This window comes from Mesorhizobium sp. M1217, from assembly GCF_040318275.1.
Classification (GTDB): domain Bacteria; phylum Pseudomonadota; class Alphaproteobacteria; order Rhizobiales; family Rhizobiaceae; genus Mesorhizobium.
This window is the reverse complement of the sequence record NZ_JAMYMA010000024.1, coordinates 53,400-72,112: the sequence shown is the minus strand read 5'-3', so window position 1 is coordinate 72,112 and position 18,713 is coordinate 53,400. Positions and strand designations below refer to the sequence as shown.

Genomic DNA, 18,713 nt, shown 5'->3' with positions numbered 1-18,713 from the left:
CGGCCTAGACACGGGCATAGCGATGACCGACGACCAGACCGTTCCCGCCAATTATGCAGCGGGCCTCTTCGACCTCTCCGGCCGCGTCGCCGTCGTGACCGGCGGCGGCAGCGGGCTGGGTGCCGCGATCGCGATCGGCTACGCGCAATTGGGCGTCACCGTCATCGTTGCCGACATCAACATGGCCGGCGCCGAAGCGACGCGCGCAACGATCGCCGAACAGGGTGGCAAAGCCGAGGTCGCCAGCCTCGATGTCACCAAGCGCGACCAGTGCTTCGCCTTGGCCGAGGCGGTCAAGCGCGGTCACGGCCATATCGACATACTGGTCAACAGCGCCGGCTCGGCCTTCCGCAGCCCGGCCGAGGAGTTCCCCGAGGACAAATTCAACTTCATCCTCGACCTCAACCTGAAGGGCACGTATTTCTGCTGCCAGGCCTTTGGCGGAGTGATGCTCGGCCAGAACAAGGGCTCGATCATCAACATCGCCTCGATCGGCTCGTTCAAAGCCTATCCCTGGGCGAGCGCCTATCTCGCGTCGAAGGGCGGCGTCCTGCAGGTCACCCGCGCACTGGCGCTCGAGTGGCGCGACCGCGGCGTCAGGGTCAACGGCATCGGGCCGACACTGATGGAATCGCCGCTGACCAGGGCGGCGGGAGCGACAAGCTCGATCACCGCCGATTTCATCAAGGCGCGCATGCCGCGGCCGCGACTCGGCTTGCCGCGCGAACTGATCGGCACGGCGGTGTTCCTCGCCAGCGACGCCTCGGAACTGGTCACCGGCCATGTCGTCATGTGCGACGACGGCTATCTGAACGCCTGACCAAAGGAGCGCAGACGGAATGGCCAGGATCACGAAAGCCCATCACACCGGCTTCACCGTGCGGTCGCTCGACCGCTCGATCGCGTTCTATCGCGACGTGCTCGGATTCGAGCTGGCGTTCCAATGGAACCCGCGTGCGCCCTATATCGGCGAATTGGTCGGCTATCCGGAAGTCGACCTGCACAGCGCCATCCTGCGCCTGCCCGGTACCGACGTCTGCCTCGAGCTTCTGGAATACCGCAATGTCGAGCAGATTCCCGTCGACATGCATAACGGCAATGTCGGCAATGGCCACATCGCCTTCAACGTCGATGACCTCATGTCGTTCTACGAAAAACTGACGGCGATGGGCGTCAAATCCGTGTCGCCGCCGGTGACACCGACGATCGGGCCGAACAAGGGCGGCAAGGCGGTTTACATGATCGACCCGGACGGCTTCCGCGTCGAGCTCATCGAAAGTGCCCAAGCCTTCGGCAGCTACAAACCGGAATGACGCCAGTGCCGATAAAAACGTTCCAAATTTCTTCCGCTGCGATAATTTCGCCGACGCTATCGACGATCCGCGCAGTGCATTGGGAGGTCTGAACCTTGGCTAAGATCTGGATACGGCAAGCGGTTCTGCGGGCACTTGACGACGCGATGACGGATGACCCCAGCGTCATCGTCATGGGTGAAGACATCGCCGCCGCCGGGGGTCCGTTCAAGGTGACCGAGGGGCTGCTTGCCACGCATGGCCCCGAACGGGTGATCGACACACCGATTTCGGAAATGGCGTTCATGGGTGCCGCGGTCGGTGCTGCCGTCTGCGGCCTGAAGCCGGTGGTCGAGATGATGTTCATCGAATTCATCGGCGTCGCGCTCGACCAGTTGACGACGCAGGCGGCAACGATGCGCTATCTGTCGCGCGGCCGGCTGACGACGCCGCTCGTCGTGCGCGCGTCAGCCGGCGCCGGCCAGGGGTTTGGCTGCCAGCATTCGCAGATGCTCGACCACTGGTTCCGCGGCACGCCCGGCCTCAAGGTCGCGGTGACCAGCAATGCGCGCACGACCTATGGCCTGCTGCGGTCGGCGATCGAAGATCCGGATCCGGTGGTGGTGCTCGAACCGCGCGTGCTTTACGCCGAGCGCGAGGAATACGAATTCGACCGCAACTACCGCATTCCGCTCGGCCAAGCCGAGATCGCGCGGCCCGGCAGCGACGTGACACTCGTCACCTGCGGCGCGATGCGGCGGGTGGCGCTCGCGGCAGCGGAAACCAGCCACGCCAATATCGAGGTCGTCGACCTTCTGACGCTGTGGCCATGGGACCGCCGGACCGTTGCCGAATCGGTTGTGCGCACAGGCCGCCTGGTGACGCTCGAAGAGGCGCCGGCCGGCAGCGGCTGGGGCGGCGATGTCGTCTCGTCGATCGCCATCGAAGCGTTCGGCCGGCTGAAGGCGCCGCCGCATCGTATCACGCTTCCCGAAGCGCCCGTACCTTATAGCGGCGCTCTCGAAGCCCGTTTCCTGCCGAGCCCGGCCTATGTGGCCGAACAGATCGCAACGCTTGTCTCGACCAACAAGCCACCCCTTCCGTGGTGGAGGAACGCAGCATGACGCTCTCCAATTCGAATGTGCCGATCGTGCGGCGCGAGGCCTTGAAGAACAGGCTGGAGCAGCTCACGCGCATGGTCGAGATTCGCGCGGTCGAGGAGCGCATCCAGAAACTCTTCGCCGAAGGGCACGTCCGCGGCAGCACGCATCTTGCCAGCGGACAGGAGGCCGTCTCGGTCGGCATCGCGCGCTCGATCGATCCCGACGACATCGTCACCTGCACCTATCGCGGCCATGGCCATGCATTGGCGCTCGGCGTGTCGCCAACGGCGGTCATCGGCGAGATCTGCGGCCGCGTCATCGGTTGCGCCGGTGGCCTCGGCGGTTCCATGCATCTGGTCGAGCCGGAGGTCGGGCTGCTGCCGACCGCCGCCATCGTCGGCGCCGGCCTGCCGATCGCCTGCGGCGCGGCGATGGCGGCTCGCGCCCGCGGCAAGGACCGCATCGCCGTATCCATTTTCGGCGACGGCTCGGCCAATATCGGCGCCTTCCACGAGTCGCTCAATTTCGCGGCGATCCGCAAGCTGCCGGTGGTCTTCGTCTGCGAGAACAATCTCTACGGCGAATACACCCGTATCCAGCTGTCGACGCCGGTCGAGGACATCGCCATACGTGCCGCGAGCTACAACATGCCGGGCGTCGTCGCCGACGGGCAGGATGTCGACAAGGTGGCGGAGGCGATGGCGACCGCCGTCGCCCGCGCCCGCCGCGGCGGAGGGCCGACACTGATCGAAATGAAGACCTATCGCTATTCCGGCCATTCACGTTCGGACCCGGCGACCTATCGGCCGGCCGGCGAGCTCGATGCCTGGCTGAAGCGTGACCCTATCGACATCCTGGCAGAGCGGCTGGCCGGCGAAAAAATATTGGCGCCGGGCGGTCTCGACCAGCTTAAGGCCGACATAAGCGATGCCGTGGAGCGGGCGACAATGGAGGTGCTGGACTCACCGGCGCCGGATCTCGGCGAAATCCTGTCGCATGTCGGCGCCCATTCGGCTGGAGGGGACCAGAGATGGAATTTCTGGTCGAAATAGAGGTCAATTTCCCGCCCGACGGCGACCCCCGGCAAAAGGCGGAGCTGATCGCGGCAGAAGGCCGTCGCGCCAAGGAATTGGCCGCGGCCGGCATCGTGCGCCGGCTGTGGCGTCAGCCGGGCCGATGGGCGAATTTCGGCATCTGGGAGGCGCCCGACGCGACCGCGCTGCATGAGGCGATCGCGTCGCTGCCGTTCTACCCCTGGCTGAAGGTGGTGGTGCGGCCGCTGGCAGCGCATCCTTCTGATCCGGGCCGAAGCTGACGAAGGATCAGCAGCGTGAGCACGTCTCCACCCGCAATAGGCATCGACGGTCCGTTCTACGAGGATCTCCGCATCGGCGACCGCTTCGACGGAGCGCCGGTGATGCGGCTGAGCGACGGCCTTGCCGCTGCCCACCATACAATCGTCGGCGGCAGGCTGAGGCTGGCCTTCGATGCGGCACTGTCGGCATCCGTGACCGGACTAAAGCAGCCTTTTGCCGCGCCGGCGCTGGTCTGGGACGTGGCGATCGGCCAGTCGACGCTGGTGACGCAGCGGGCGATCGCCAACCTCTTCTACCGCGGTCTGATCTTTCGCCGGGCGCCGGCGATCGGCGACAGTTTGAAGACCGTTACCACCATCATCGGGCTGCGGTCCGCCGCCGCCAGGCCGGGGCGTGCGTCGCGCGGCCTGGTCACCATGCGGATCGCCACCAGCGATCAGGAGGACCGACCGGTACTCGATTTCTGCCGGTGCGCGCTACTACCGGCCAGACAGGCAGGGGATGGTGCCGCGCAGGGCGAAACCGATCCGCCGCGATCCGAGTTCATGGGAGCGCCGGCGGCGATCGGCGGATGGAACCTCGACGCTTACCGCAAGGCGGTGCCTGGCCCGCATTTCAACGATCTCAGCGCCGGCACCATCCATCGCCTTGCCGGCGGCGATGTGGTGAGCAGCGCGCCGGAGCTGGCGCGGCTGACGATGAACCTGGCGACGATCCACCATGACCGCACCCAGACGGGGCAGCGCCTCGTCTATGGCGGCCATACGATCGGGCTGGCAGCGGCACAGTTGACCCGTGCACTGCCGTCGCTGGTAACCATTTTGGGCTGGCAGGACTGCGATCATCTGGGGCCGGTGCACGAGGGCGACACGCTGCACTCCGAAATCGGCATCGGGCACTGCGAGCCTCTGCCCGGCGGCGGTGGGCTGGTGCATTTGCGCTCACTGGTGCGGGCGACCGCTTCCGATGGCGGGATTTCCGACGTGCTCGACTGGCGATCAGTGGGGCTGTTCGCATGAGCGGCGGCATTCTCGCCGGCCTTAGCATCGTCGAGGGCTCGGCCTTCGTGGCGGCACCGCTTGGCGGCATGACGCTGGCACAATTGGGGGCCGACGTGATCCGCTACGACCAGATCGGCGGTGGGCTCGACCATGGCCGGTGGCCAGTGGCGGACAACGGCCAGAGCCTGTTCTGGGCCGGCATGAACAAGGGCAAGCGTTCGATCCAGATCAACCTGCAGTCGCCCGAAGGGCAGGACGTCGTGGCCAGTCTGATCGCGAGACCGGGGCCGGGCAACGGCATCTTCCTGACCAATTTTGCGGCGCGCGGCGCCCTCTCCTACGAGGCCCTGAAGCACCGGCGCAACGACGTCATCATGATCGCGCTGACCGGCAACAATGATGGAACCAGCGAGGTCGACTATACCGTCAACGCGGCAACCGGCTTTGCCGAAATCACCGGCGCGCGCGGCGCCACGGAGCCTACCAATAGCGTGCTGCCGGCCTGGGACATCGCGATGGGCGAGATGGCGGCGGTGGGCGTGCTGGCCGCCGACCGCCACCGCAGCCGCACCGGCAACGGGTCATTGGTGAAACTGGCGCTATCGGACGTAGCGCTGGCCATGACCGGCAATCTCGGTCGGCTGGCGCAGGCCGAACTTGGAGGCAGTGCCGAAAAGGACGGCAACTATCTCTATGGTGCGTTCGGGCGGGATTTCCTCACCGCCGACGACCGCCGCGTCATGGTGATGGCGCTGACCGGCCGGCAATGGGCCGTACTGCTGCAGGCGACCGGGCTGGACACGGCAAAGCTCGCGGCAACAAGCGGCGCCGACCTCGACAGCGAAGGCGGGCGTTATGCGGCGCGCGAGGCGATCGCCGCCCTACTGGCGCCGTGGTTTTCGGCACGGAGCTTCGCCGACGTGCGGCGCAGCTTCACGGCATCCGGCGTCTCGTGGGGGCCTTACCAGACATTCCGGCAATTGTTGGTCGAGGATCCGCGCTGCTCGACGGACAACCCGATGTTCGCAAAGGTCGATCACCCCGGTCTCGGATCGCTGCTGACGCCGACTTCGCCACTGGATTTCTCCTCGGTGGAACGGCTTCCTGCAGTCCGCGCGCCCGTACTTGGCGAGCACACCGACGAGATCCTGACCGAACTGGGGTTGAGCGACGGCGAGATCGGAAGCCTGCACGACCGCGGCATCGTCGCCGGTCCGGCGACGGCTTGAGCCGCGAAGGCTTTAGCGCAATTCCAGGAAAGGTGTGAAACGGTTTTCCGTCCGGAATTGCGTAGAAACAAAGAGATAGAGCGGTTCGGCGTTTCCGTGAAACGATGAACCGCTTTAGCGAGGCGGCGGCGCCACGGATTCGCGGTAAACCAGCTTCGGCGGGATATCGATGACGACATCCTGCGGTTCGCGCCCCTGGATCATGGCTTCGAGCTCGACGACGGCGCGCGCGCCCATTTCGGCGAGCGGGGTAATGATGGCGGTCAGCGGCGGCGCGGTAAAGATGGCGTCCTCGCCGTCGAGCGTGACCACCGAAAGATCGTCCGGCACGCGCACGCCGCGCACACGGGCCGCCGCCAGCGCACCGATGCCGACCAGCATGTTGAAGGCGAAGACGCCGGTCGGGCGTTGCGCCTCATCGAGCAGCCTGTGCAAGGCATCGTAGCCACCGCGGCGCGAGACCGGGCCGGCGATTTCGACGACGGCTGGCAGGCCGGCAGCCTGGCAGACTTCGACGAAGCCATGGCGCCGGCGTCGCGAGGTGTCGAGTTCGGGCAACGCGCCGATGAAGCCGAGGCGCCGATGGCCGGCCTCGATCAGGGTCTGCGCGGCAAGCCGTCCCGAAGCCTGGTCGTCGACGGTGACGCTGCGGCCGATGCTGGAACGGCGGTTGACGAAGACGTGCGGCACCGGATTGTTCTCGATGGCAGCGATCATCTCGCTGGTTTCGGCGCTGACGGCGATGATCAGCCCGTCGATGCGGCGTTCGCTGACCAACCGCATATAGGCGGCGGCGGAGGTGCGCTCGTCCGCAACCTCGGCAATGAGCATGACGTAGCCGGACCGTTCGGCCTGGCGCATCGCACCATGCACCGTCTCGGCATAGATTGGATTGGTGAGGTCGGGCAGCAGAATGCCGAGTGCGCCGGTGCGCTGGGTGCGCAGGTTGCGAGCAAGCGCATGTGGGCGATAGTTGACCCGGCTTGCCTCGTCGATGATTGCTTGGCGCGTCTGCGGCCGCACGCTGATGCCGCCGTCGTTGAGCACCTTGGAAACGGTGGAAACGTCGACGCCGACAGTGCGGGCAATGTCCTTCAGCGTGGCGCGCCCCGGCGGGCCGATTGGCTTCAAAGGCTTCAGCCCTTTCCGTACATGGCGAGCAGTTGCGCGTCGGGCGCATAGCGGTAGCAGCGCGAGGTCAAGCCGCCATCGACGGCCAGCGACTGGCCGGTGACGAACGAGGCCTCGGACGAAATCAGCCACGAGACGGCGGCCGCGATCTCCTCCGGCTCGCCGATGCGCTCGAGCGGATGCTGAATCGACATTTCCTTTTCAGCCACCGCGCTGTCGGGGCTGTCGCGGATCACGCGTTGCACCAGCGCCGTACGGACGGCGCCGGGCGCAACCGCATTGGCGCGGATGCCGATCGGCCCGTATTCGACCGCGATATAGCGGGTCAGCGCATCGATGCCGGCCTTGGCCACATCATAGGCCGCCCACATGTTGAAGGCCGAGCGGCCATGCACCGAGGAGACATTGACGATCGAACCGGTCGCCCGGTCTCGAACCCACGTCCGGATGGCTTCGGACGAGCCCCAGAAATGCGACATCAGGTTGACGGCGAACAAACGCTCGACCTCGGGCTCATTGGGTTCATGCAGATTGCCCATCAAGGCGATGCCGACATTGTTGACCCATCCGCGCAACGGCGCGAGTTGTTCCGCCGCCTCGCGGGCGGCTTTCAGCACCGAGCGGTCGGATGCGTCGCCGCACACCGCATGATGGCCGTTGCCAAGCGTCTTGCCAAGCGCCTCGGCTGCCGCCCGGTCAAGTTCGAGGCCGACGACATTCCAGCCGTCGGCGGCCAATCGGATCGCTATGGCGCGTCCTATGCCGTCGCCCGCACCTGTCACGACAACGCTTCCCAGGCTCATCGACGACCTCCCTGTCGGTTCGGGCTTCGGATGCGCTGGAAGGCCGCCATTCAGTCGCCTGGCACATTGTTGTTTGCCAGCGTGTAGAGGCCGTGCGCGACAGCTGTCAAGCGCCTGCGCCCGAGACAATTTTCACCCATAGAGCACGGCATCGATAACACGACGTGTTTGTTCAAGCAATCGTTTGAGCGATCATTAAGCAATCGATTGACTATTTAGATCGCCGGATGCAATCTGCCGTCCGGACCGATGCAGTCCCGTCGGCAGAACAAAGAAGAAACTGGGGAGTGAGACATGAGCGGAAAAGAGCAGACGGATCACCCGCGGCCCGGCGAAAACGCCGCCGTGGATACAGGCGGCCTGACGCGCCGCGACCTGATGCAGCGCGCCGGCATGCTGGGCCTGGCAACGGCGTTTGGAGGACTTGGCGGCACCGTGCCGCTCTACGCCGCCGGTTTCGACATGAAGAAGTTCGCCGGCACCAAAATCAACATCCTGATGACCGGCGATGAGAACGACCATCGCGCGCTCGCCGACATGATGCCGAAATTCGTCGAGGAGACCGGCATGGAACTGGAGATCACCTCGCCGGCACTCGGCGCGCTGATCGAAAAGACATTGCAGAACCTCAAGGCAGACAAATCCTCGTTCGAATTGATCGAGTATCTTGGGTTCCTGACGACCCAGCAGGTTGGCGGCGGCTATTACGAGCAGCTCAACGCCTATATCGACGATCCCGCAAAAACGCCGCCGGACTGGGATTTCGCCGATCTCATCCCGGCGGCGATGAAGAATGTCGGCATTTTCGACATGGCCTCCGGCACGGTTGGCAAAGGCAAGGACGTCTACGGCATACCCGGCCTGCATTCCGGGTCGGTCATCTATTTCTATCGCAAGGACCTGTTCGACGCGGCAGGCCTGCAGCCGGCCAAGACCTGGGACGAGTTCAAGGCTGCCGCCGAGAAGCTCAACACCGACGACGTGGCCGGTTGCTCCTTCATCGGCGCCAACGATTTCTCGCTCGCCGCGGTCGACTGGTACACTCGCTTCATCACCACTGGCGGCGTGCTGATGACCGGCAGCGCCAAGGAGAAGAATTTTAAGCCGCAGGTCAATTCCAAGGAAGGCATCGGCGCCTTGCAGATGCTGATCGACCTGCTGCCCTATGCGCCGAAGAATGTGACCAAATACGGCTTTGCCGAAAACGTCGACGGCTTCTCCACCGGCAAGATCGCGCAGATGATCTTCTGGTCTACAATTGCCGGGCCGATCCTGAACAGCGAGAATTCCATGGTCGCCGAGACCACCGCGACCACCCCGGTTCCTTCCGGCGACGGCAAGTCGCCGCGGGCAATCCAAGGCGGCTGGGGGGTCGGCATCCCGAAGAATATCGACCCGGCGAAGAAGGACGCCGCCTGGCTGGCGCTGACCTGGATCACCAGCAAGGCGGTGAACCGCTATTCCATCGAGAAATACAACATCGATGCGAACCGCACCTCGGCTTTCACAGATCCCGAGCTGGTGGCGAAGTTCCCCTACCTCAAGGACGCGCTGACGGCGATCGAGACGGCCGACACCATACCGACGTCGCTGATCCCGGAATTCTTTCAACTCAACGATGTCATGAACGTCGAGTTCAACGCGGCGCTGATCGGCACGCAAGATGCCAAGACTGCCTGTGAAAAAGTGCAGACCCAGTGGGAGGCGATCTTGCGGAAGGCAGGCCACCTTGCCTGATCGGTGCCCGCGCGGATCGCTGTGGATGTGATTTTCGATGAGCCTTGCGACAACCGCCGCCACCCAGACGAAATTCGTCTTCGGCACACGTGACGAGCCGGGGAGAGCCGTGTGGCTGCTCCTCGGCCCGTGCCTGCTTTACCTGATCGTCTTCAGCATTTATCCGCTGTTCCACAGCCTGCGCCTGTCGCTTACAGATTTGACCGCCGCGACCGGCACCGGCAATTTCGTCGGCCTCGCCAATTACCGTGCCCTGCTGGTCGATCCGCTGTTTTGGAACGCCGCCATGAACAGCGCCATCATGGTGTTTTTCTCGGTTTCCATCCAGGTCGTGCTCGGCGTCGCACTGGCGATGTTCTTCAACCTGCAGCTGAAGGGCGCCTGGATCGTGCGCGGCATCCTGTTGCTGCCGATGCTGATGACGCCGATCATCGTCGGGGTGATGTGGCGCGCCCTGCTCAATCCGGACTGGGGGCTGGTCAACTGGGCGATAAAGCAGATCGGACTGACGCCACCCGACTGGCTGGGCTCGGTCGGCATGTCGATGGTGACGGTGATCCTCGTCGACTGCTGGCAATGGACGCCATTCGTCTTCATCATCGTCTTTGCGCGCCTGCAGGCGCTGTCGCAGGATGTCTTCGAAGCCGCCCAGGTCGACGGCGCCGGCCCATTCGTCACCTTCCGGCGCATCACGCTGCCGATGCTGACGCCGGCCATCGTCTTCGCCGCCGTGTTCCGCGCCGTCGATGCTTTCCGTTCGTTCGACCTGATCTACGGGCTGAGCTATGGCGGGCCAGCGCGCAGCACGACGACGCTGTCCTTTTTCTCGTTCCAGAACGGCTTCCAGTTCCAGAATTACGGCTATGCCGCGGCGGTCGCCTACATGATGCTTTTGATCCTCGCCGTCGGCACGACAGTGATGCTCAGATACGTCCAGATCCGGCCCGGGAACTCGCGATGAAGATCCGCCCGGGCCGGGTCATCGCCTACCTCTTCCTCATCGTGCTCGGCATCTTCGGCGCCGCGCCCTTCCTCTATCTGGCGGTGCTGTCGACCAAGAAGCGCATCGAGATCCTGGCGCAGGTGCCACCGACGCTCAACCTCAACTGGACGCAGATCGTCAAGAACTACAATGAGGTGCTGTTCAGCCAGGGGATGCTGGCCTTCACCCTCAACTCCATCATCGTGGTCGGCATCGCAACCGCAGCCGCGATTCTGATCGGCACGCCGGCGGCCTATGCGTTTTCAAGGCTGCGCTTCAAGCATAGCGAGCAGCTGGCAAGCACCATCCTGTCGATGCGCTTCATGCCGCCGATCGCTGTCGCCATTCCGCTGTTTCTGATGGTCAAGACGGCCGGCCTGCAGGACAGTTATCCGGGCCTGGTCCTGCCCTATATCGCCTTTTCGCTGCCGCTCGTGGTGTGGATCATGATCGGCTTCTTCGACGAAATCCCGAGCGAGATCGATGAAGCGGCGATGATCGACGGCTGCACGCGCGTCGGTGTGCTGTGGCACGTCATGCTGCCGATCGTGCGGCCGGGCCTGGTGACGGCAGCGCTGTTCGGCGCGCTGTTCATCTGGAACGAGTTCCTGGTCGCACTCTACGTCATCGACAGCCGTGCCTTCCAGACCATATCGCTGGGTGCCGCGACCCTGGTCAGCGCGCAGCGACCGATCGACTGGAACATCGCCGCGACGGTCGGCGTCGTCACCGTCATCCCGATCCTCCTCTTCTCGCTTTTCGTCCAGCGCTACATCGTGCGCGGACTAACCGCAGGGGCCGTGAAATGAAGAACGATCTTTCGCCGGAACTGGTGACGGACAATCTCGGATGGCCGGAAGGGCCGACCGTGATGCCGGACGGCAGCCTGGTCTTCGTCGAAAGCTACCGCAGCCAGCTGACCATTGTCGGCAAGGACGACAAGGCAAGGCAATTCGCCTATGTCACCGGCGCGCCGAACTCCTGCGTGCTTGGCTCCGACGGCGCGCTCTATGTCTGCCAGAACGGCGGCACCGTCGGTCCGTGGCGCGCGCCTGAGATGACCGTGCCATCGATCCAGCGGGTGCGGCCGGGCGCCGGGCCGGAAATTCTGGTGACCGAGGTCGAAGGCGTCAAACTCAATGGCCCGAACGATCTGGTCTTTGCGCCGGATGGTACGCTGGTCTGGACCGACCCCGGCACCTATAATCCCGCCAGTCCCGACCCGAGCTACATTTTTGCGCTGGCGCCGGACGGCAAGGCGACAATCAAGGTGGCCTTCCCAGAACCGGTGTTTCCGAACGGCATCGTCGTCGAGGCCGACGGCTCGATCGTCTGGGACGAATCTTACACCGGCCGTGTCAGGCGACTGAAGGGCGACGGCAGCATCGAGGATCTCGGCCGCATGCCGGGGGATAACCCGATCCTCGACGGCATGACGATCGCCGCCGACGGTTCGCTGCTGGTCACGGATCTGGTCGGCGGCGGCATCCATGTCGTCGCCCGCGACGGCGCCATCAAGGGCTTCATCAAGTGCGGCGGCGCGCCGACCAATCTCGCCTTCGATGGCGAGACGCTGTGGGTGACCGACGCCAGCGTGCTGGCATCGAGCGACAAACCGTCCTATGCCGGGCGCCTGTGGCGGCTGAAAGTGCCGGGCGGCGGCGCCCCGACCTACAAAGGCACGATCAAAATGGCAACGAAGGCCGGCGCATGAGCCCGCGCGAACCGTTTCCCGGACTTTCCTATCAAGGCAAGGTCGCCTTCATCACCGGCGGCGGCTCGGGCATAGGCCGCGAGACGGCGCTGACACTGGCCGATCTCGGCGCCGATGTCGCGATCCTCGACTGGACCGCGGGCGCTGCTGCAGACACCGCCAGGCAGGTCAAGCACATCGGTCGGAAAGCGATCGCCTTCGAAGGCGATGCCGGTCATGAGAAGACCGTCGCCGATGCCTTTGCGGCGACGCGCAAGCAGCTTGGCGAAATCGATGTCGCCGTGGCCTGTGCCGGCGTGCTCGGCGCCGGCGGGCCGGTGTTCGAGACCTCGGTCGAGGATTTCGAGCAGGTGATGGGCGTCAACGTGCGAGGCTCATTCCTGGTGGTGCGCGAGGCGGCCAAGGGCATGCGCAAGCAAAAGAGCGGCGCCATCGTGCTGCTCTCCAGCCTCGATGGGCTGCAGGCCGAGCACGGCATGTTCTCCTACTGCGTGTCGAAGGGAGCGCTGCTCAACCTTGCCCGCGCGGCGGCGCTCGACCTGGCGCGGGACCGGGTCACGGTCAATTGCGTCTGCCCGAGCGTGACCCATACGCCGCTGCTGGCCGGACGGCTGGCAGCGCTGCCGAATGGTGACGAGATCCTCGCCTCCTACGCCGAGCGGCATCCGCTCGGCCGGGTGCTGACACCGCGTGACATCGCAGCGGCGATTGCGTTCGTCGCCTCGCCCATAGCCAATGGCATTACAGGCGCTGCCATTCCGGTCGATGCAGGCATCGGTGCCACATGGGACAATTTTCGCGACCCGGCCTGGATCAAGGGCTGATCTTGACATCCGGAATCTGAGGTCTTCGGTATCAAACAGGCCCGCAGCGCCCACGACAAGGGACGTCATGGTCGTTTGGAGTAGATGGGCGCCGGGAGCAATCCGGCCGACGCAGTCCAGGAATCGCCTGCCTGAAAAATATCACGCAAACTGATGCAATCTGATGGTAGGGCTGATGGCGCCTGCGGATGCGCCAACTACCACTGGCAGATGAAGGCTTGCCATCGATCGAAAAAGGGGATGCTCTGATGCACCCAGGTCGACGCTGGCAGAATACGATCGCGATTTTTGCCGCGCACGGTTTTTCGCCGCGATCGTCGTGGGAGGAGGAGTTCGGTTCAAATGGGAGGAAATCAAATGCTGACGAGGCTAAGACTGCTTGTACTTGGCTTGGTGGTGGCGCTGGCCATTCCGGCCGCGGCACAGGCCAAGACATTCTACTGGATTTCGCATGGCGGCCCGGCCGATCCGGTCTGGACCTACTTCCTTGCCGGCGCCAAGCAATGGGCGACGGACACCGGCAATACCGTCAACACCTCGTTCCACAATGGTGACGTGGCGTCGCAGCAGGAAGCCGTTCGCGCCGCAATCGCCGCCAAGGCCGACGGCATCACCACCACCAGCCCCGATCCGGGCAGCCTTGTCGAGATCGTCAAGGAAGCGCGGGCGGCGAACATCCCGATCATCAACTTCAACACGCCCGACCCGAAGGCGGATTTCAACGCCTATGTCGGCGGCGACAACGTCACCTTCGGCAAGCATTGGGCGCAGTATCTGGTCGACAAGGGCCTGGTGAAGAAGGGCGACTTCGTCTGGATGCCGGTCGAAATTCCCGGCGCCACCTATGGCGTCCAGGAAGAGGAAGGCATCAAGAGCGTCTTCGAGCCGCTCGGCATCACTTATGAAATCACCGAAGCGACGCTCGACCAGGCCGAAGTGATCAACCGCATGGTCGATTACCTCACCGCCAACAGGGCCAAGGTCAAGGCGGTCATCGGTCTCGGCGACCTTGTCACCGGTTCGATCAAGCGAGTGTTCGACCAGGTCGGCGTCAAGCCGGGCGAAATCCCGGTTGTCGGCTGGGGCAACTCGCTCGATACCACCCAGGAAGTGCTGAACGGCTACGTCAATGCCGGCCAGTGGCAGGATCCGCAGGCGACCAGCTACGTCGCGCTCTCGCTCGCCAACATGGCGGCGAGCGGCATTCCGCCCGGCTTCGACGTGATCACCGGCGCGCTGTACGAGAAGGACACCGCGGCAGTCTACGACAAGATCCTGTCCGGCAAATAAATCCGCGATCGAGTTGGTCACGGCCGCTCCGGCGGCCGTGACTGTCTCATCATTCCGCCGAAGCCGGTTGCCGTCTCGGCCAGTTCCAATCCTATCGCGGGTCCAAGGTGGAAAATCGTTCCCTTATCCAACGCTCGATCGCGCGGCCAGAGTTCGGGCCTTTCGTGCTGCTTGTCGTCGAGATTGCCGTGTTCTGGGGCATCAATCACGACTTCCTGTCGCCGCAGAACATCTCGAACACGCTGGCCTTCACGGTCGAACTCGGGCTGATCGCGCTGGCGATGACACTGCTGATGACATCGGGCGAATTCGACCTCTCGGTCGGCTCGGTGTTCGGCTTCTCGCCGGTCCTGATGTGGACGCTGTTCAACAGCGGTCTCACCTCGCTCGAAGCCGCCTTCGCCGTTGCCCTGGTGGTTGCCGCCTTCATCGGGCTGGTCAATGGCTGGTTCGTGACGCAGCTCAAGATCCCGTCCTTCCTGGTGACGCTGGGCATGCTGCTGGTGGTGCGCGGCACCGCTTTGTTCGTCACCAACGGGTTTCCGCAGCGGACCTGGAGCGCCGAGGGGAGCTGGCTGGCGGAAGCCCTGGTCGGCGATTTCTTCATCGGGCCGTTCCGTATCTATATGTCGCTGTTCTGGTTCATCGCGGCCGCCGTCGCGCTCGGCTACGTGCTGACGCAGAGCCGGATCGGCAACTGGATCCAGGCGGCCGGCGGCAACCCGAGTGCCGCAAGGGCGCGCGGCGTCAATGTCAGCGGCGTCAAGATCGGCCTGTTCATCCTGTCGTCGATCCTGGCCTCGCTTGCCGGCGTCATCAGCTCGCTGCGCACCTCGGCGGCCAACCCCAACAGCGGCACCGGCTACGAGCTCGAAGTCATCGCCATGGTGGTGATCGGCGGTACGGCGCTGACCGGCGGGCGCGGCACCATCATCGGCACAGTGCTCGGTATCCTGATCCTGCGCGTGATGCGCAACGGCATCGTGCTGATCGGTGTGCCGGGCCTTGCCTACAACATCTTCATCGGCGCTATCATCCTCGGCATGATGGCGCTCCACTCCTGGCTGGAACGCCGGCATCAGGCAGGGACTTGAGACGATGGTCGAGCCGCTGATCCGCATGACGAACATCCGCAAGTCCTATGGCCGCGTTCAGGCGCTGGTTGATGCCAATTTCCATGTCAACGAAAGGGAGATCGTCGGACTGCTCGGCGACAATGGCGCCGGCAAGTCGACGCTGATCAAGGTGCTGTCGGGCGCGGTCCCGCTGACCAGCGGCGACATCTTCATCCGCGGCAAGAGGGTAAATTTGCGCAGCACCAGCGACGCCATCGCCCACGGCATCGAGACGATCTACCAGGACTCGGCGCTGGTGACGCAACTGTCGATCGCCCGCAACCTGTTCCTTGGACGCGAGCCGATCAAGCCGCCGCGTTTCCTCAACCGCATGGACCAGGAGGCGATGAACGTGGTTGCCCGCGACCTGCTCAAGCAGGTCGGCATCTCGAAGAACATTCCGCCGACGACGCCGATCGGCTCGCTCTCCGGCGGCGAGCGGCAGGCGGTGGCGATTGCACGCGCCATGCATTTCGACAGCGACCTCATCATCCTCGACGAGCCGACCAACAATCTCGGCGTCGCCGAAACGCAAGGCGTTCTAAGCTTCGTGCGCAGCGCCCGCGATTCCGGCCATTCCTGCATCTTCATCGCCCATAACATCCACCACGTCTTCCAGGTGGTCGACCGCATCGTCGTCATGCGCCGCGGCAAGGTGGTCGCCGACGATATCGACCCGAAGAAGACCAGCGTCGCCGAAGTCGAACGCGTCATCACCGGCATGTCGGACAAGGAGATCCACGACGCGCTGGTCGAGCGCACAAAGCGGCACGACTGACCGCCGGCTGACCGCCGAGGCACTGGATCGCATCGCCACATGGTTGCGAGATGAAAGCCACCGTTTCGGATATTGCCAGGAGCTGCGGCCTGTCGACCGCGACGGTCGACCGTGTGCTCAACAACCGGCCGGGGGCGAGTGCCGCCAACCGGCAGCGCGTGATGGAGGCAGCCAAGCAGCTCGGCTATCTGCCGGTTGTCGACCAGGTCGCGTTGCCCTCACGGCCGGCACATCTCGAATTCTTCCTGCCGATCGGCAGCAATGCCTTCATGGCCGATCTGGCCAGGCACATCGAGGATTATGCGGCGCGCCTGCCGCTGGTCGCCTCCTGCCGCATCCACAAGCTCGCCGGGATCTCGCCGAGCGCCTTACAAGGGGCCGTCGAAAACCTCTCGCTCAAGGCGAACGGTGTCGGCGTCATCGCCATCGATCATCCGAGAACGCGCAACATCTTGCGCGAGATCGTCGAGGCCGGCATCCGCCTGGTCACGCTGGTGTCCGACGTTCCCGGCGCGCCCCGCTCGGCCTATGTCGGCATCGACAACCGGGTGGCCGGCCGTACCGCGGCGCTGCTGATGGGACGGTTCCTCGGCGGCCGCCAAGGCCATCTGGCGATGGTGGTCGGCTCACGTTCCTATCGCGGCCACGAGGAACGTGAAATGGGCTTTCGCTCGGTGCTCGGCGAGGAGTTCCCCAATCTGACCGTCACCAGTGCCGTCGAGATCAACGACGAGCCGGAGGTCAGTTATACCGCGACCATGAAGGCGCTGCACAACGAGCCGGAGCTGCTCGGCATCTACTGTATCGGCGCCGGGCGCTCGGGCGTGGCAAAAGCATTGCTCGAAGCCAGGCCGCAGAAGAAGCCGGTGTTCATCTGCCATGACCTGACGCGCGAAACGCGCGGCTATCTTGTCGACGATCTGCTCGACGTCGTCATCGACCAGAATGCGCGGCTGATCGCGGAACAGTCGGTCATTCGCCTGCTCGGCTCGATTGCCTCGTCGGCGCCCTATCTGACGCGGAAATTCATCGAGCCGCGCCTGATCTTCAAGGAAAATGTCCCGGTGCAGTGATGCCGCGCGAGGGCGATGTTCGCTCGGCCTCGATCGTTAAAATTCGGCTGATACCGCAAATCTGCACATCAGCTATGCAACTTTTGTGGTTGCCGAATCATTGGGCAATCGATACTTTCGGAGGTGTCGGCCATCTACTCCTCCCAGATGCGATGCCGACGCTGAGTGCGGTACACCTCCTCCCGTGCCGTATTCGAAATCGAGCCCGCTGCCACCTCCTCCCGGCAGCGGGCTTTTTTCGTTCCAGCTCCGAGGTATCGGCCAAGGCTGGGGCCATCACCGGGACGAGTATCGATCCGCGAATCGATGGGCCTTCGCTGAGATCGCCACGGCTTTTCCGGGCGGAATCCTGTCACACTTGTCACTCTCACCAATTCGCTGCCGGCCCTATCTTGCCTCACAACCAACAAGCAATACGCCGCGCAAGGAATGGCGCGGCGGCAGACGGAGAAGTGTGGTGACGACACATCCGAATGGGACGAAAGAGCGCTCGGCGGCGCGGCTCGTAACCAACGAGCTGTCAATGGTTTCGCCGCTTGCGAGACTATCTGGCCCTGAAAGAAGTGATCAGGCCTTCCGCCATGCGGACGAACTGCGCGCTCGGGCCCTCGGCGCCAACGCTTTGCAGGCTGACACGGGCGCCCTCGAGCAGAAGCGACAGCGTGTCCGCAAGAAGTTCGGCCTGGCCGATGCCTGCATCGCGACACAGGGAGACCAGCCGCTCGCGCTGCGCTTCCTTGAGTTCCTTGATCACTTGCCTTGCCGGATGATCGGTCTCGCTCAGCTCGATGGCGGCGTTGGCCATGTCGCAACCGCGACGATCCGACATCAGGCAATCGGCCGCCATCCGGACCCAGGCGTGCAGCTGCGCCAGTTTGTCGCCCGGATTCTCGGCCTCGAACTTTTCCCACATCGCGTTGGCGCTGCAGGCGGTCGCCCGCAGACATTCGATGATCAGGTCGTCCTTGGACTCGAAATGCCGGTAGAGCGTCATCTTGTTGGTACCGGCGGCCTCGGTGATGGCGTCGATGCCGACGCCGCGAATGCCATGCTTGTGAAACATGTCCCGTGCCGTCTCCAGGATCCTGTCCCGGGGGCGAACACGCTCCACAACACCGTCTGTCATCAAAACCTCCGTAATTGCGTTTCCCGAAATTCCCTCGGTGCACCTCTTGACTAGGGTGTTACCGGTCTGTAACGTTAGAGATGTTACTTACCTGTAACACCCGCATTGCATCATGTCAAACTCGCAAGTGCCGGCCATCAGCCCCGCCCAATCGGCAAGGGGACGAACCGCACCTTACGGCCTCGGCCGGCGAGCAAGA

At 64.1% G+C, this 18,713-nt stretch carries 19 protein-coding genes; 16 read left to right on the top strand and 3 right to left on the bottom strand.

Annotated features, from left to right (window positions below; translation table 11 throughout):
- Window positions 1-22: 22 nt before the first annotated feature.
- From NKH37_RS30090 to NKH37_RS30060, 7 genes are all read left to right on the top strand, one after another.
- Window positions 23-820, top strand: coding sequence for an SDR family NAD(P)-dependent oxidoreductase (locus NKH37_RS30090; protein ID WP_023716821.1), 798 nt, complete (start codon window positions 23-25; stop codon window positions 818-820).
- A 19-nt stretch (window positions 821-839) separates the two neighbouring features.
- Window positions 840-1,313 (top strand): VOC family protein, encoded by a 474-nt coding sequence (locus NKH37_RS30085; protein ID WP_023716820.1) that lies wholly within the window; start codon window positions 840-842, stop codon window positions 1,311-1,313.
- A 95-nt stretch (window positions 1,314-1,408) separates the two neighbouring features.
- Entirely contained in the window at window positions 1,409-2,416 is a 1,008-nt protein-coding gene (locus tag NKH37_RS30080; protein WP_023716819.1) for an alpha-ketoacid dehydrogenase subunit beta, read from the top strand.
- The gene (locus NKH37_RS30075; protein WP_084642367.1) at window positions 2,413-3,447 is read left to right on the top strand and encodes a thiamine pyrophosphate-dependent dehydrogenase E1 component subunit alpha; all 1,035 of its coding nucleotides are present in this window, start codon (window positions 2,413-2,415) and stop codon (window positions 3,445-3,447) included. Before NKH37_RS30080 ends, NKH37_RS30075 begins: the two co-directional genes overlap by 4 nt.
- Window positions 3,426-3,710 carry a muconolactone Delta-isomerase family protein gene (locus tag NKH37_RS30070; protein WP_023716817.1) on the top strand — a complete coding sequence of 95 codons (285 nt, stop codon included), beginning with the start codon at window positions 3,426-3,428 and terminating at the stop codon, window positions 3,708-3,710. The genes NKH37_RS30075 and NKH37_RS30070 overlap by 22 nt, the downstream gene beginning before the upstream one ends.
- A 15-nt stretch (window positions 3,711-3,725) precedes the next feature.
- Complete coding sequence (locus NKH37_RS30065) at window positions 3,726-4,730, top strand: MaoC family dehydratase (protein ID WP_023716816.1); 1,005 nt, start codon at window positions 3,726-3,728, stop codon at window positions 4,728-4,730.
- A complete protein-coding gene (locus tag NKH37_RS30060) occupies window positions 4,727-5,941 on the top strand; it encodes a CoA transferase (protein WP_031193340.1) in 1,215 nt (404 codons plus the stop codon). The genes NKH37_RS30065 and NKH37_RS30060 overlap by 4 nt, the downstream gene beginning before the upstream one ends.
- 114 nt (window positions 5,942-6,055) lie before the next feature.
- On the opposite strand, the gene NKH37_RS30055 is transcribed toward NKH37_RS30060, so the two are convergent.
- Window positions 6,056-7,072, bottom strand: a complete 1,017-nt coding sequence (locus NKH37_RS30055; RefSeq protein WP_352857260.1) for a LacI family DNA-binding transcriptional regulator — start codon at window positions 7,070-7,072, stop codon at window positions 6,056-6,058.
- Window positions 7,073-7,077: 5 nt separating this feature from the next.
- Window positions 7,078-7,875 carry an SDR family NAD(P)-dependent oxidoreductase gene (locus tag NKH37_RS30050; RefSeq protein WP_023716813.1) on the bottom strand — a complete coding sequence of 266 codons (798 nt, stop codon included), beginning with the start codon at window positions 7,873-7,875 and terminating at the stop codon, window positions 7,078-7,080.
- A gap of 294 nt (window positions 7,876-8,169) precedes the next feature.
- On the opposite strand from NKH37_RS30050, the gene NKH37_RS30045 reads away from it, so the two are divergent.
- The 9 genes from NKH37_RS30045 to NKH37_RS30005 all read left to right on the top strand — a co-directional run bounded on the left by NKH37_RS30045 (window position 8,170) and on the right by NKH37_RS30005 (window position 17,388).
- On the top strand, window positions 8,170-9,612 hold the full coding sequence (locus tag NKH37_RS30045; RefSeq protein ID WP_023716812.1) for an extracellular solute-binding protein: 1,443 nt from the start codon (window positions 8,170-8,172) through the stop codon (window positions 9,610-9,612).
- A 37-nt stretch (window positions 9,613-9,649) separates the two neighbouring features.
- The gene (locus tag NKH37_RS30040; RefSeq protein WP_352484091.1) at window positions 9,650-10,573 is read left to right on the top strand and encodes a carbohydrate ABC transporter permease; all 924 of its coding nucleotides are present in this window, start codon (window positions 9,650-9,652) and stop codon (window positions 10,571-10,573) included.
- Complete coding sequence (locus NKH37_RS30035; protein WP_023716810.1) at window positions 10,570-11,403, top strand: carbohydrate ABC transporter permease; 834 nt, start codon at window positions 10,570-10,572, stop codon at window positions 11,401-11,403. Before NKH37_RS30040 ends, NKH37_RS30035 begins: the two co-directional genes overlap by 4 nt.
- Entirely contained in the window at window positions 11,400-12,308 is a 909-nt protein-coding gene (locus tag NKH37_RS30030; RefSeq protein WP_352484092.1) for an SMP-30/gluconolactonase/LRE family protein, read from the top strand. Before NKH37_RS30035 ends, NKH37_RS30030 begins: the two co-directional genes overlap by 4 nt.
- Window positions 12,305-13,132 (top strand): SDR family NAD(P)-dependent oxidoreductase, encoded by an 828-nt coding sequence (locus tag NKH37_RS30025; RefSeq protein ID WP_352484093.1) that lies wholly within the window; start codon window positions 12,305-12,307, stop codon window positions 13,130-13,132. Before NKH37_RS30030 ends, NKH37_RS30025 begins: the two co-directional genes overlap by 4 nt.
- A gap of 357 nt (window positions 13,133-13,489) precedes the next feature.
- A complete protein-coding gene (locus tag NKH37_RS30020) occupies window positions 13,490-14,422 on the top strand; it encodes a substrate-binding domain-containing protein (protein WP_023716807.1) in 933 nt (310 codons plus the stop codon).
- A gap of 107 nt (window positions 14,423-14,529) precedes the next feature.
- Window positions 14,530-15,516 carry an ABC transporter permease gene (locus tag NKH37_RS30015; RefSeq protein WP_352493998.1) on the top strand — a complete coding sequence of 329 codons (987 nt, stop codon included), beginning with the start codon at window positions 14,530-14,532 and terminating at the stop codon, window positions 15,514-15,516.
- 4 nt (window positions 15,517-15,520) lie between these two features.
- Window positions 15,521-16,315: an ATP-binding cassette domain-containing protein gene (locus tag NKH37_RS30010; RefSeq protein ID WP_023716805.1), complete on the top strand. Its 795-nt coding sequence runs from the start codon at window positions 15,521-15,523 to the stop codon at window positions 16,313-16,315.
- A gap of 50 nt (window positions 16,316-16,365) precedes the next feature.
- On the top strand, window positions 16,366-17,388 hold the full coding sequence (locus NKH37_RS30005) for a LacI family DNA-binding transcriptional regulator (protein WP_352548708.1): 1,023 nt from the start codon (window positions 16,366-16,368) through the stop codon (window positions 17,386-17,388).
- 544 nt (window positions 17,389-17,932) lie between these two features.
- Here the strand turns inward: NKH37_RS30005 and NKH37_RS30000 are convergent.
- On the bottom strand, window positions 17,933-18,514 hold the full coding sequence (locus NKH37_RS30000; protein ID WP_023716803.1) for a TetR/AcrR family transcriptional regulator: 582 nt from the start codon (window positions 18,512-18,514) through the stop codon (window positions 17,933-17,935).
- Window positions 18,515-18,713 lie beyond the last annotated feature (199 nt).